Annotated in this window: 8 protein-coding genes and 1 tRNA gene; 5 read left to right on the top strand and 4 right to left on the bottom strand. The window is 73.8% G+C overall.

Annotated features, from left to right (window positions below):
• The first annotated feature begins 9 nt into the window (after positions 1-9).
• Positions 10-84 (top strand) — tRNA-Pro (locus WMF22_RS09590).
• A 149-nt stretch (positions 85-233) separates the two neighbouring features.
• On the opposite strand, the gene WMF22_RS09585 is transcribed toward WMF22_RS09590, so the two are convergent.
• On the bottom strand, positions 234-1,838 hold the full coding sequence (locus tag WMF22_RS09585; protein WP_438035529.1) for an amidase: 1,605 nt from the start codon (positions 1,836-1,838) through the stop codon (positions 234-236).
• An 89-nt stretch (positions 1,839-1,927) separates the two neighbouring features.
• On the opposite strand from WMF22_RS09585, the gene WMF22_RS09580 reads away from it, so the two are divergent.
• Positions 1,928-4,651, top strand: coding sequence for an ATP-dependent RNA helicase (locus WMF22_RS09580; RefSeq protein WP_438035528.1), 2,724 nt, complete (start codon positions 1,928-1,930; stop codon positions 4,649-4,651).
• 1 nt (position 4,652) lies between these two features.
• Here WMF22_RS09580 and WMF22_RS09575 read toward each other — a convergent pair whose 3' ends face one another.
• The 3 genes from WMF22_RS09575 to WMF22_RS09565 all read right to left on the bottom strand — a co-directional run bounded on the left by WMF22_RS09575 (position 4,653) and on the right by WMF22_RS09565 (position 7,255).
• Positions 4,653-5,690, bottom strand: coding sequence for a hypothetical protein (locus WMF22_RS09575; protein WP_437298793.1), 1,038 nt, complete (start codon positions 5,688-5,690; stop codon positions 4,653-4,655).
• Complete coding sequence (locus tag WMF22_RS09570; protein WP_437298792.1) at positions 5,690-6,784, bottom strand: bifunctional chorismate mutase/prephenate dehydratase; 1,095 nt, start codon at positions 6,782-6,784, stop codon at positions 5,690-5,692. Before WMF22_RS09570 ends, WMF22_RS09575 begins: the two co-directional genes overlap by 1 nt.
• A gap of 123 nt (positions 6,785-6,907) precedes the next feature.
• A complete protein-coding gene (locus WMF22_RS09565; RefSeq protein WP_437298791.1) occupies positions 6,908-7,255 on the bottom strand; it encodes an FmdB family zinc ribbon protein in 348 nt (115 codons plus the stop codon).
• 263 nt (positions 7,256-7,518) lie between these two features.
• On the opposite strand from WMF22_RS09565, the gene smc reads away from it, so the two are divergent.
• The 3 genes from smc to WMF22_RS09550 all read left to right on the top strand — a co-directional run bounded on the left by smc (position 7,519) and on the right by WMF22_RS09550 (position 13,513).
• Entirely contained in the window at positions 7,519-11,124 is a 3,606-nt protein-coding gene (gene smc / locus WMF22_RS09560; protein WP_438035527.1) for a chromosome segregation protein SMC, read from the top strand.
• Positions 11,121-11,681, top strand: coding sequence for a hypothetical protein (locus tag WMF22_RS09555; protein WP_437298789.1), 561 nt, complete (start codon positions 11,121-11,123; stop codon positions 11,679-11,681). Before smc ends, WMF22_RS09555 begins: the two co-directional genes overlap by 4 nt.
• 182 nt (positions 11,682-11,863) lie before the next feature.
• Positions 11,864-13,513 carry an ATP-binding protein gene (locus tag WMF22_RS09550; protein WP_438035526.1) on the top strand — a complete coding sequence of 550 codons (1,650 nt, stop codon included), beginning with the start codon at positions 11,864-11,866 and terminating at the stop codon, positions 13,511-13,513.
• The last annotated feature ends 56 nt before the right edge of the window (positions 13,514-13,569 follow it).

Below are 13,569 nucleotides of genomic sequence, written 5' to 3'. Positions count from 1 at the left end.
GGAGTGGCTCGGGGCGTAGCGCAGCCTGGTTAGCGCACTTGACTGGGGGTCAAGGGGTCGGTGGTTCGAATCCACTCGCCCCGACTGGTCCGGCGGAGAGGTTCTCCGGCGGACCTTTCGGCTTTGTAGGGCTTCAGTTTTTGTCGACCGTGGACGCGCCGGACAGCGACCGCGCGGCGGCATCATGGAGCGCCGGTGTCGCCCTGGTCAGCCGGCTCCCGGCGTTCGCCGCGTCATCCGGCGAGCGAGGGCGGTGAGACAGGCGTGACGGGCCGATCGGCCTCGCCGGCGAGCTCGTCCTCGATGGCGATCATGGCGGCCATCACCACGTGTTCGGTGAAGGGGAAGCCGACCACCTGCACCCCGACGGGCAGGCCCACGCTCTTCGCATCGACCTCGGCGGCCCGCTTCTCCAGCCGGTCGCGTGGCCGCTCGCGGCGCGCCTCCTCGGGCCGCACGCGGGTCACGGGGACGACGCCGGCCGGGAACTGCGTGAGATTCCACAGCATCGCGGCGCTGCCCGCGAGGACGAAGTCGCGCGACGCGGCGTGCGGCAGGGCCGGCGTGGCGTACGGCGGGCAGAGCAGCAGGTCGAGCGCTTCGGCGCGCATCGCCGACGCGATCGCGGCGCGCGCCTCGCGCAGCGCGTGCGTGGTGCGCCAGAACTCCGAGACCGACTTCGGCCCGGTGACCTCGAGGAGACGCTGGAGCCGCCGCTCGCCCGCGAGGCCAGCGACGCGCGCGGCGGCGCGGCGCGCGAGCGGCGGGAGCGAGGCCATCGTGCGGAGCGAGCGGAGCGAGACGTCGATGTCCGTCGCCTCGCTGCCGTCCTCGCCGGCGTCGAGGAGCGACAGCGCCGTCGCGCCGCCGTCCGCCGAGAGCGCCGCGAAATACGCGTAGACCGCGTCGGGGATCCCGGGCGGCGTGAACGGCACGACCGTCGCGCCCCGCGCGCGCAGGGCCGACGCCGTCTTCGCGACGGCGCGGGCAACGGCGGTCGAGGGAGGCACCAGCCCGTCGTCGCAGTAGAACCCGACGCGCAGGCGCGCCACCTCGACGCTCCCCGGCTCGACGATCGGGAGCGGCGGCACGCGCACGTCGAGCTCCGCCATCGACGCGGGATCGAGCTCGGACATGACGAGCGCGACGTCGCGGGCGCTCCTGGCCATCGGCCCGACCTGCGCGCGGATCGCCTCCTGTCCGAGGAGCGCCGTGTTGCTCCCCTTGTTGGTCCAGCGATCGAGCGTGGGCTTGAGGCCGACGATACCGCAGCAGTGCGCGGGGACGCGGATGCTGCCGCCGATGTCCGTGCCGATCCCGAGCGGCGACATCCCCGCCGCGATGGCGGCCGCCTCGCCGCCGGACGAGCCGCCCGGGCTGTGATCGAGGCTCCACGGGTTCGCCGTCTGCCCGAAGAGCGGGTTGCGCGCCTCGTTGTACAGCAGCAGCTGCGAGACGTTCGTGCGCCCGAGGATCACGGCCCCCGCGCGTCGGAGCAGCGCGATCACCGTCGCGTCGCTTGTCGCCCGATGCCCCCTGCGGGAAGCGACGCCGAGCGTCGAGGCCATGCCGGCCATGTCGAGCGACTCCTTCACGGTGATCGGGAGCCCGTGGAGCGGGCCGCGGATGTCCCCGCGACGACGCTCCTCGTCGAGGCCGCGGGCGGCCGCGAGCGCCTCGTCCCGGAGCACCTGGGTGAAGGCGCGGAGCCGCGGCTCGAGCGCCTCGATGCGCGCCAGGTGCGCCCGCGTGAGCTCCTCGGAGCTGATCTCGCGCGCCGAAAGGAGCGTGGCGAGCGCGGTCGCGGAAAGATGGGTCGGATCGGTCGATGCGCTCACGGCAATTCGACGAGTATCACAGGTCCGCGCGCGCCAAGGATTGCTAGGCTCCGCTGCCGCGCGCCCATCGCGCGGAGAGCGCCGAAGCCATGCAGCCGCTGCCGATCGATCCGATCCTCCCCGATCTCTGCGCCGCCCTGCGCGCGCGCCCGAGCGTGGTGCTCGAGGCCCCGCCCGGGGCGGGCAAGACGACGCGCGTGCCGCGCGCGCTGCTCGACGCGGGCTTCGCGGAGCGCGGCGAGATCCTGGTGCTCGAGCCGCGGCGGCTCGCGGCGCGCCTGTCCGCGCGGCGCGTGGCCGAAGAGCTCGGCGAGCGCGTGGGCGAGACCGTGGGCTACACGATGCGCTTCGAGGAGGCGTCCAGCCCGGCCACGCGCGTCCGCTTCGTGACCGAGGGCGTGCTGACGCGGCGGCTCCTCGTCGATCGCGAGCTCCGGGGCGTGAGCGCCGTGGTGCTCGACGAGTTCCACGAGCGGCACCTCGCCGGCGACGTCGCGCTCGCGCTGCTCCGGCGCCTGCAGCGCGGCGCGCGGCCCGATCTCCGCCTCGTGGTGATGTCCGCGACGCTCGACGCCGGGCCGATCGCGGCGTTCCTCGGCGGGCCGGAGGCGCAGCCCGCCCCGGCGGCCGAGGCCGAGCGCGGCCACGACACCGCGGCGGCGGGAGCCTCGGCGGCGCCGACCCTGCGCGCCGAGGGGCGGATGTTCGACGTCGCGATCGAGTACCTGCCGAGCGCCCGGGTGAGCGCGTCGACCCACGCCGCGGGCGACCGCCGCGCCCCGGCGCACTGGGGCGACAGGACGCTCGAGAGCCTCGTCGCGTCGTCGGTGCGGCAGCTCATCGAGGAGGGGCTCGACGGCGACGTGCTGGTGTTCCTGCCCGGCTCCGCGGAGATCAGGCGGGCGATGGAAGCGTGCGCGGCCCTCGCGAAGAGCGAGGACCTGCTGATCCTGCCGCTCCACGGCTCGCTGTCCGCGGCCGAGCAGGACCGCGCGGTGCGCCCCGCGGATCGGCGAAAGATCATCCTCTCGACCAACGTGGCCGAGACCTCCGTGACCATCGACGGCGTCGTCGCGGTCGTCGACAGCGGCCTCGCGCGCGTGGCCGCGCACGCGCCGTGGTCGGGGTTGCCGACGCTCCGCGTCGCGCCCATCGCCCGCGCCTCCGCGGCGCAGCGCGCGGGGCGCGCCGGGCGGACGCGGCCCGGCCGCTGCCTCCGGCTCTACACGCGCGGGGATCTCGCCTCGCGGCCGGAGCACGAGGCGCCCGAGATCCGCCGGCTCGATCTCGCGGAGACGGTGCTCGAGCTCTGCGCGGCAGGGGTCACGGATCTCGAGGCGTTCGGGTGGCTGGAGGCGCCGCCCGCCGCCGGGCTCGCCGCGGCCGAGGCGCTGCTCGTGCGGCTCGGCGCGCTCGACGAGGGGCGGCGCGTGACGCCGACCGGAAGGCGGATGCTTCGCTTCCCGGCGCACCCGCGCCAGGCGCGGATGATCGTCGAGGCCGAGCGGCGCGGCGTCGCCGGCGACGGGTGCACCCTCGCGGCGCTCGTCGCGGAGCGCGACCTCGGCGCGCCGTCGGGCGCGCGGGAGCCCCATGGTCGGAGGAGCGACGCGCGGCACAGCTCCGACCTGCTCGCCGCGCTCCAGGCCTTCGAGGAGGCGGATCGCGCGCGGTTCGCGGCGGACCGCCTGCGGTGGCTGGGCGTGGACCCGGCGCGCGCGCTCACCGTGGAGCGGACGCGCAAGCAGCTCTCGCGGCTCGCCGATCACCGCAGCGCCGCGCCGCCGGAGACCGTCGAGGCGCGCGAGATCGCCCAGCGCATCGCGATCCTCTCCGGATACCCCGACCGGGTCGGGCGCCTCCGCCGGCCGATCAGCGCGACGGGTCGGACCGGACGGGAGGTCGTGCTCGCCGCCGGCGGGACGGCCGCGCTCTCCGAGGCGAGCGTCATCGACGAGGTCGATCTCGTGGTCGCTGTCGACATCGAGGAGCGCAGCGAGGGGCGCTCGGCGCGCGCGGTCGTCCGGGCGGCGAGCGCGATCGAGGCCGACTGGCTGCTCGACCTCTTCACGGACGCGATCCGGGACACGACGGAGGCGACGTGGAACGCCGCCGCGGAGCGCGTCGAGGTCGTGCGCCGGCTGTCGTACGACGCCCTCGTGCTCGACGAGGCGCGGCCGGCCGCCGGCGCCGGCGGTCCGCTGGCGGAAGCGGCGGCGCGGGAGCTCGCGGCGCAGGCGAGGGCGAAGGGGTGGCGAGCGTTCGTGAAGGGCGACGCCCTCGAGAGCTGGCTCTTGCGGGTCGCGTTCGTGCGCGCGCACTGCCCCGACGCGGCGTTACCGGACGTGGACGAGGACGCGGTGCTCGCCACGCTCGAGGCGCTCTGCGACGGGCGCAGGAGCTTCGCCGAGCTCCGCGACGCCGATCTCTCGAGCGCCGTGCAGGCCTCGCTGGGCCCCGCGAAGGCGCGAGCGCTCGCCGAGCTCGCCCCCGAGTCGATCGTCCTGCCCGGCGGCCGGCGGGCGCGCCTCGAGTACACGGCGGGCGCGGCGCCGTCGCTCGCGTCCCGGCTGCAGGACTTCTTCGGCATGGCGGAGGGGCCGCGCGTCGCCGGTGGACGGGTGCCTGTCGTGCTGCACCTGTGCGCGCCGAACCAGCGCCCCGTGCAGGTCACGACCGATCTGTCGGGGTTCTGGGCGCGCCACTACCCCGCCATCGCGAAGGAGCTCCGCCGCCGCTACCCGAAGCACGCGTGGCCGGACGACCCCGCCCACGCCGCGCCGCCCTCGCGCGCGCCGCTCCGCAAGGCGTGAGTCAGCGCACGAGCGCCACGCTCCGCGCCGTGTCGGCGACCGTGCGGAGGAGCATGCGCACGATCCCCTCGCCGAGGGGCAGCGTGAACGCGACGTCGCTCTCGCGCTGCGCGACCTGCATCGGAGGGACCGAGCCGTAACCGAAGCCCCACGAGGAGAGCAGGGTCGCGATCCTGGCGATCTGCTCGAGGTTGCGGAGCGCGACAGCGCCGTTCGCCGCGCTCTGCGGGTCCGTGTACGTGAGGGCACCGGCGAAGTTGACCCCGGGCGGCTGGAAGTTGCCGATGACGCGCACGTACTGGAGCCCCGCGAGGAAGGGGAACTGCCCCGCCGCAGACGCGACCGCCGCCTGGCTCGAGAGATCGCCGGCCACGGCGAACGACGCGCCCTTGGTCCCGAGCAGCTCGACCATCCACGAAGGCACGGAGCGCGTCAGCTTGCCGGAGCGGAGCCGATCGAGGGCCCGCCGCATCCCGGTCTCGTTGCCGGTGAGGATCGTGTGCGGCGTGAGCACGACGAAGCCGACGTTGCCGGCCGTGAAGAGATCGTTGTCCGCGTAGCGCGTCTTCACGAGCGGCGCGCCGATCACGGTGACCGACCTGGCGTCGGCGGAGCGGCGGATCGCGTCGACGTCGAAGTTGCCCTGCATCACGGCGCAGAAGTCCGCGCCCTGCATGGCATAGAGGCCGCCGTAGACCTTCACGATGTCGCGCGACGGGACGAAGTTCGACTCGGGGCCCAGCGGGAGCAGGCTCGTGACGATCTGGTTGACCTCTCCTCCCAGGCCGGACGTGAACATGGCCGCCGCGTCGAGGTAACCGAGCATCACCGCGCCGCTCGGGAGGACGGCCAGGGGGTCGCGATCGATCGCCGTCGCGTCGATCTTCTCTCCGCCGACCAGCGCGAGGCTGTCGTCGGCGCCGCCGCAGCCGCCGAGCGCCTGGAGGGCGAGCGCCGCGATCGCGATCGCGCCCGCCGCGCGGCGCAGGGCGGCAGCGCCTCGGGAATGGAACAGCGTCCGCACCATCTCGTTCGCCATCAAGCTCGCTCGTGCGGCGGGTCGGGGCGCTCCAGCGGGAAGGAGCCGATGATCTTCAGCATCTTCGTCTCGCGCTTCACGCCCTCGAGCGCCGCGACGAGCGCCCGATCGGTCGTGTGTCCGCTGACCTCCACGTAGAACACGTAGTCCCAGCCCTCGCCGGGGACGGGGCGGGAGTGGACCCGCCGGAGGTTGCAGCTGCGCTCCTTGAAGTGCTGGAGGATGTCGTGGAGCGCGCCGGGCCGATCGTGGACGCTGAAGAGGATCGCCGTGGCGTCGTGGCCCGAGCGCGGCGAGGGGAGCCGGGACAGCACCGCGTAGCGGATCCGGAGCTCCCCCTCGTCGCCGACGTTCTCGCGGGCGACCCTGAGCTCCTGCCCGCCCGCGAAGCCGCGGGGGACGATGGCGGCGCTGCCCTCGTTCTCCGCCGCGAGATCCCAGGCGGCCTGCGGGCCCCGCACGTCGAGCACCAGCGCGCGCGGGTGCTGGAGCTCGAGGTAGTTCACGCAGGCCACGTGATCCTGGGGCGAGGAGTACACCCGCTCGACGGCGGCGAGGCTGCCCGTCCGGTTCACGAGGTCGAGCGCCTGCACCAGCTGGCGCTCGCCGACCACCTTGAGATCGGCGCCGCCGATCGCCTGGATCGTCGGGAAGATCGGCCCTTCCTTGAGCGACTCGTACGGGATCACCGCGAAGTCGGCGCGCGAGCGCGCGACCTCCTCGATGGCGGCGAGGGGGCTGTCGGCGCGGACGAACTCGCCTCCGATCCCGAAGTGATCGTGCGCCGCGGTCCAGCCATAGTCGCCCTCGGCCCCCAGGTACGCCACCCGGGGCGCGACCTCGAACGCGCGCGAGGCCGCGTCGATGGCGACGAAGATCGGCCGCACCGCGCGCTGCGGGAACGGCGGCGTCACGGCGCGCTCGAGCGCCTGCACGTGGGCGGCGTCGGCCGTGGGGGCGAACCGGGCCGTGCCCGTCCTCAGCTTGGCAAGCTCGTGCGCGATGCGAGCCCGCCGCTCGATGCTGCGAAGGATTTCTTGATCCAGCTCCGTGAGCTGCCGGCGGAGCTCCTCAAGTCGCTTTCTCTCATCCATCCAGGGCACCCTAGCACCGCGCCCGGCGCCGGTGGGCACGCAGCATTGCCGGCGCACCACGACGGCGCCACTGCGCGCTGCACCGCGCTGGCCACACCCCCGTCGCTGCTCGCCGAGCTGGCGTCAGGCCGCCGCGGAGGAGGAGGAGGCGGACGACGCGCTGGAGTCGCTCTTGGTGCTGCCGCTCGCCGGCGAGGCGCTGCTCGACCCGGAGTCCGAGCTCGCCCCCTCCGAGCCGGAGGAGCTGCCCGACCCGCCCTCCGACTTCGCGGGCGGCTTGTTCGACCCCGAGGCGTAGAGGTCGGAGTACCAGCCGCTGCCCTTGAGGATGAAGCCCGTGCCGCGCGAGATCTGCCGCCGGGCTGTCGCGTTGAGGCACGACGGGCACTCCGAGAGCGCGGCCTCCTTGATGGACTGCTCGGCCTCCCATTCATGCGCGCAAGATGTGCAGGCGTACTCGTAAGTGGGCATGACGTTTCTACTCCTCGGAACAACCCGAGGAGTATGGCCACGTTAGCCACCTGTCAAGGCGGCTGCCAAAAGCACACCTTGCGCTCCGGACATCGCTGCACCAGCGGGATGCGCAAGACCTGGTCCTCGGCGCGCGTCAGGAGCCAGGATTCCGCTCTTGCCGCGCGGCGCCAGCCCACGTAGACCCCGAGACGCCAGTTGTGACGGTACGTGGCGTGCTGTGACGATACGTTTAAGCCCGCCCGGCCGGTCCCGGGGACGTCATGCGCATTCGTAAGCTCGAGATCAGCGGGTTCAAATCGTTCGTCGACCGGACGGTGGTCCATTTCGACACGGACGTGGTGGGCATCGTCGGTCCCAACGGCTGCGGCAAGTCGAACATCGTCGACGCCATCCGGTGGGCGATCGGGGAGCAGAGCGCGAAGCACCTGCGCGGCAAGTCGATGTCGGACGTCATCTTCAACGGCTCCGAGACCCGCGCCCAGCACGGGATGGCCGAGGTGACGCTCACCTTCGACAACAGCGAGCCGACGGCGGCGTCGCAGCTGCCGCTCGAGTACCGGGACTACGCGGAGATCGCGGTGACGCGCCGGCTCTTCCGCGACGGGACGAGCGAGTACCTCATCAACAAGACCCAGGTCCGGCTCAAGGACGTGACCGACCTCTTCCTCGGCACCGGCGTCGGCACGAAGGCCTACTCCATCGTCGAGCAGGGAAAGATCGGGCTCATCGTCTCGGCGCGCCCCGAGGACCGGCGGATGCTCATCGAGGAGGCCGCCGGCATCACGAAATACAAGGCCAGGAAGAAGCAGGCCGAGCAGAAGATGGACCAGACGCGGCAGAACCTGCTCCGCGTGGGGGACATCGTCTCCGAGATCCAGCGGAACCTCGCGTCCTTGAAGCGCCAGGCGGCCAAGGCCGAGCGGTACGTCAACTACCGCAAGGAGCTGGAGGACCTCGTGCTCCACGAGGCGTCGCACAAGCTCCTCGAGATCACGGTGCTCACGCAGCACGAGTCGCACGGCAGGGCCGCGCACGCGGAGCGCGAGCAGGCGTCGCGCACGGCGCTCTCGGCGCGCGAGGCCGAGATCGAGGTCACCCGGCTCGAGGCCCTCGCCTGCGAGGAGCGCGCCGAGCGCGCGCAGAACGAGGCGTTCGCGGCCGACAACCAGGTGCGCACCCACGAGGCGGAGATCGCGCGGGCGCGCGACCGCCTGCGGCACCTCGAGGAGCGGCTCGTCACCGCGGCCAAGGAGCAGGGAGAGCTCGAGAAGACGGTCGACGAGCTCAGCGCAGAGAAGGCGCAGCTCGAGGCGCAGCTCGCCGGCGTCGACGAGGAAGAGGCGCGGGAGAGCGAGCTCGCGCTCGAGCAGCACGAGCGGCTCGAGGAGCTGCGCCACGGAGAGCGGACCGCCGAGCACGAGGTCGCCGCCCTGCGCCGGCGGGCCGCCGAGGCCACCGCGGCGGTCGCGGCCGCCGAGGCGTCGCTCGCCGGGTTCGATCGGCGCATGGCGGAGATGAGCCAGCGGCGCGCGAAGCTCGAGGACGAGCTCGGGCGGCTGATGTACGAGTCGGAGGAGCTCGAGCGGCGGCGCTCGTCGCTGACGCGCAACGTGGCGGAGCTCGCCGAGGGGAAGCGGATCTCGGCGGAAGACCGGACGCGGCTGGACGCAGAGATGAAGGCGCTGCGCGAGCAGGCGGTCTCGAGCGACCGCGCCGTGGAGCACGCCAAGAACGAGCTCGGGCAGCGGCGCAACCGGCTCCGCGCGCTCGAGGAGCTGCACGCGCGGCTGGAGGGCGTCGGCGCCGGGGTGAAGAACCTCCTCAAGACCAAGGACCCGGCGCTGCTCGGGCTCGTGGCCGACCGCATCGAGGCGCCGGCCGAGCTGACCGCGGCCTTCGCGGGGCTGCTCGGGGACCGGCTGCAGTGCGCGGTCGTGAGCGACGTCGAGCGCGGGATCGCGCTGCTCGCGGATCTGTCGAAGAACAACCGGGGGCGGGCGAGCGTGATCGCGGCGCGGCCCTCGTTCGTGGCCGGCGCGGCGCGGCGGCCGCCGCGCGGGGAGGGCGTGCTCGGGCCGCTCGTGGACCGGCTCGTCTTCGCGCCCGAGGACGAGGCGCTGGCGCGCGCGCTCGTGGGGGACGCGGTGGTCGTCGCCTCCGCCGAGGTCGCGGCGCGGCTCGCGGCGGAGGGCGCGGGGTGCACGCTCGTGACGCTCGACGGCACCGTCCTGCGCGAGGACGGCGTGGTGAGCGGCGGCTCGGGCGACGCGGTCGCGGCCGGTATGATCGAGCAGAAGCGGGAGATGCGCGCGCTGCACGAGTTCGTCGCGACCAAGTCGGAGGAGGTGACGGCCCTGCTCGACGCGCAGCAGAAGCTCCGCCTGCGCATCACCGAGGTGGGGACGGCGCTGGAGCGGGCGCGGAGCGAGGCGCACGAGGGAGAGCTCGCGCTCGTGACCGCCGAGAAGGATCTCCGCCGCGCGGAGGAGCAGCTCGCCGCGGCGCAGAAGCGCGAGGGCGTGGTGCGATCCGAGCTCGAGGACCTCGCCGACAACCTCGACGCCGGCGGGAGCGAGCAGCAAGCGGCGCGCGACAAGCTCGAGGCGGGGCGAGCGGCGCGCGAGGCGGCGGCGGCCGGCCTCGAGCACGCCGAGCAGGTCGCGGCCGAGTGGCGCGAGCGGGTGCTCGGGCAGCAGTCGGTCGTGACCGAGCGCAAGGTGAAGCTCGCGCGCGTGCGCGAGCGCGCCGCGGCGGCGCGGGGCACGGTCGAGCGGCTCACGCGGTCGTGCAACGAGCTCCGTGGCCGGATCGCCCGGCTCGACCAGGAGCGGACGGAGAGCGCCGTGGGCGCGGGGAAGGCCGCGGCGACGATCATGATCGCGCGCGAGGCGCTGGTCCGCGCCGTCGCCGAGGCCCACGCGGCGCAGGCCGCGCTGACCGAGGCGCGGCGCTCGCTGGACGAGGCGCGGCACGCGCACGGGGTGCGCGAGGCCGACCTGCGCGGGCTGCGGCAGGAGCTGGCCGAGGTGTCGGAGCGGCTCCGCAAGCACGAGCTCGCGCTGGAGCGGCTGCGGGTCGAGCACGACCACCTCATCGAGGGGGTGCGCGAGCGCTTCCGCGGGCTGGAGCTCGCCCGCGTGGTCGGCGACTACCACAAGCGGCCGCCCGCCGACGCCTCGCACCGCGCGCGCATCCAGGAGCTGACGGAGCTGCTCGACCGCATGGGCCCCGTCAACCTCGACGCCGTGCGCGAGCACGCCGAGGCCGAGGAGCGGTACACGTACTACTCGGGCCAGAAGGCCGATCTCGAGAAGGCGATCGACGACCTCGAGAAGGCGATCGCCCAGATGAACCGCGAGTCGAAGCGGCTCTTCAAGACGACGTACGACGGCATCAACGCGCGCTTCAAGACCCTGTTCCCCAAGATGTTCCGCGGAGGGCAGGCGGAGCTCCGGCTGACGAACCCCGACGACATGCTGGAGACGGGGATCGAGATCCTGGCGCAGCCGCCGGGCAAGAAGCTCGGGAACATCGAGCTCATGAGCGGCGGCGAGAAGGCGCTCACCGCGGTGTCGCTCATCTTCGCGATCTTCCAGTTCAAGCCGTCGCCGTTCTGCATCCTCGACGAGGTCGACGCGCCGCTCGATGAGGCGAACGTGGCCCGCTACAACGAGGCGATCCGGAGCATGACGAGCCACTCGCAGTTCATCCTCATCACGCACATCAAGCGCACGATGCAGTCGGTCGACGTGCTCTACGGCGTGACGATGCAAGAGCCCGGCGTCTCGAAGCTCGTCAGCGTGAAGATCAACGAGACGGCGAAGCGCCCGGAGCGCGAGGCGGCGCCGGCGGCGGCGGTGGCGTGAGCGCGGACGGGGCGGCAGGGCGGCGCCTGTCGCGCGGCGCCTCGGGGCTCCGGCACCTCCGCTGGGCCCGCGAGGTGCTGGCGACGCTCGAGGCCCACGTCGAGCACAACCCGGCGCTCTCCGGCGCCGATCGCGAGGCGCTCCGGGGCGAGGCGAACGCCCTCGCGGCGGCGGTGCAGGCGCTCAGCGGGGCGGTGAAGCCGTACCGGGATTTCCTCGAGCGGACGCGGGTCCGCTACCGCGGGCGCGTGCGCGTCGCGGAGTACCTGGTCCGAGAACCCGACGCGGGCGAGGCGGGCGGTGCGGCGCGCGCGCACCTCGAGGAGGCGCTCGTGGAGCTCACCTGGATGGAACAGGCGCAGCGCCAGCCGCTCAAGGCAGCGCTCTCGGCCGAGATCGATCGGCTGCGCGAGGCGATGGCGCGGATGGATGCACACCTCGCGGGTCGGCTCTCCGGGGAGTTCGTCGAGAGCCTGTACCCGCTGCTCGCGGACGGCGCGACGAGGGTCGCCGACGACGGCGATCCGGACGACGACGCGACGTCCAGCCCCCGATAGCCGCGCGAAGCGGGCGAGCCGACCGGCTGGCGAGCGGCGCGAAGGAGACCGGCGACGCGGCGAGGCGCCTGGCAGGCGCAGCGGAACGGATCACCATGCCTGCACGCCGGGATGGAGATGCGGTAAAGGATCTTCGAAGAACACCTGAAACGGGTCTTCGAAGGACAGCTGAGAGGACGTCGATGGGCTGCGCGGAGCCGGCCGCCATCCTGCTCCTCCGCGGGCGCGCCGCGGCGAGCGAGCGATTCGAAGCGCTGATCCGACGTCACGCGCCGGACGTCGGCGTCACCTCCGACCCCGCGCATGCCCTGGAGCGGTGCCTGGGCGAGGCGCCGCCGGTGCTCGCCGTCGACTGGAGCGAGCCCGCCAGCGCCGCCGCGCTCTGCGGCCGCGTGCGGGCGCAGCCCGGCGGCGATGCGGTGTTCGTCCTCGCGATCACCGAGCGCGACGGGGACATCGACGGCATCCTCGCGGCCGGCGCGAGCGATTTCCTGCTCGCGGGCGGCGACGGCGCGGGCCCCCGGGCGCGGCTCTCCCTCGTCCGCGAGCGCGCCGCGCGCGACGCCGCCTCGCGCCAGGCGCTCGCGCAGACGCAGGCCCGCCTCGTCGGCGCCGGCCGCATGGCGAGCGTCGGCACGCTGGCCGCCGGCGTCGCCCACGAGATCAACAACCCCCTCGCCTTCGTCATCACGAACGTCGACGCGGCCATCCGGCGCATCGGCTCGCTCGATCGGCGGAACAGCGCGGCGCGCGGCGGCCCCTGGGCGCGCTCTCACGGCGACGGCCGCGCGCCGTCGAGCGAGCTCTCCGACGTGCTGAGCCTGCTGGAGGACGCGCGCGAGGGCGCCGAGCGGGTGCGGCTCATCGTGCGCGATCTCCACAGCTTCTCGCGCGCCGAGGAGGACCGACGCGGGCCGGTCGACCCCCGGCGGGTGCTCGACGCCTGCGTCCACATGGCGATGAACGAGATCCGGCACCGCGCCCGCGTCGTCCGGAGCTTCCAGGAGGTGCCGCCCGTCCAGGCGAACGAGCCGCGGCTCGCGCAGGCCTTCCTGAACCTCATCGTGAACGCCGCGCAGGCCATCCCCGAGGGGCTCGCCGAGCAGAACGAGATCGAGCTCTCGACGCGCTGCGACGCCGAGGGGTCGGTCGTCGTCGAGGTGCGCGACACGGGCGCCGGGATCGCGCCCGAGTCGCTCGCTCGGGTCTTCGAGCCGTTCTACACGAGCAAGGAAGCTGGCGAAGGGCTCGGGTTGGGGCTCGCGATCTGCCACTCCATCGTCACGGCGCTGGGGGGTCGGATCGAGGTGGACAGCCGCCCCGGCAAGGGGAGCACGTTCCGCCTCGTCCTCCCCGCCGCCGCGGCCAGCGAGGCGCGCGCCTCCGCTGCGCCCGGCTCGCGCGCGTCGAGGTGGCCGCGCGAGAGCGGCAGCCTCGACGCGCTCGCGCCGGAGGCGGCGCAGCGGCAGCGGGTCCTCATCATCGACGATGAGCCGCTGCTCACGCGGGCGATCGCGGGGACGCTCGAGCCACGGCACGAGACGACCGCGACAGCGAGCGCGCGCGACGCGCTCCGCCGGATCCGCGCCGGAGAGCGCTACGACGCCATCCTGTGCGACCTCATGATGCCCGACATGACGGGGATGGATTTCTACACCTCGCTTGCCGAGCACGCGCCCGAGCAGCAGCGCCGTGTCGTGTTCCTGACCGGCGGCGCGTTCACGGAGCGCAGCAAGGCGTTCCTGCAGCAGGTCAACGCCCGGCTGCTCCTGAAGCCGTTCGACGCGGCGACGCTGCTCTCGCTGGTCGACGAGGTCGTCGCCGCTCGCTGACGAGCGCGCGTGCTCTCCTCACGCGCCGCCGATCGCCCCGCGCTCCGGGAGCGCGG

Origin of the sequence: Sorangium sp. So ce204, from assembly GCF_051526795.1 — a bacterium.
In the GTDB taxonomy this organism is placed as follows: domain Bacteria; phylum Myxococcota_A; class Polyangia; order Polyangiales; family Polyangiaceae; genus Sorangium; species Sorangium cellulosum_B.
The sequence above is the reverse complement of the archived record's forward strand: the minus strand, read 5'-3'. Positions and strand labels throughout refer to the sequence as shown.

Bases quoted from the DNA above. Each gene is read 5' to 3' on its own strand.
- WMF22_RS09570 (WP_437298792.1), bottom strand. From the start codon at position 6,784: ATGGATGAGAGAAAGCGACTTGAGGAGCTCCGCCGGCAGCTCACGGAG.
- smc (WP_438035527.1), top strand. From the start codon at position 7,519: ATGCGCATTCGTAAGCTCGAGATCAGCGGGTTCAAATCGTTCGTCGAC.
- WMF22_RS09580 (WP_438035528.1), top strand. From the start codon at position 1,928: ATGCAGCCGCTGCCGATCGATCCGATCCTCCCCGATCTCTGCGCCGCC.
- WMF22_RS09575 (WP_437298793.1), bottom strand. From the start codon at position 5,690: ATGGCGAACGAGATGGTGCGGACGCTGTTCCATTCCCGAGGCGCTGCC.
- WMF22_RS09550 (WP_438035526.1), top strand. From the start codon at position 11,864: ATGGGCTGCGCGGAGCCGGCCGCCATCCTGCTCCTCCGCGGGCGCGCC.
- WMF22_RS09565 (WP_437298791.1), bottom strand. From the start codon at position 7,255: ATGCCCACTTACGAGTACGCCTGCACATCTTGCGCGCATGAATGGGAG.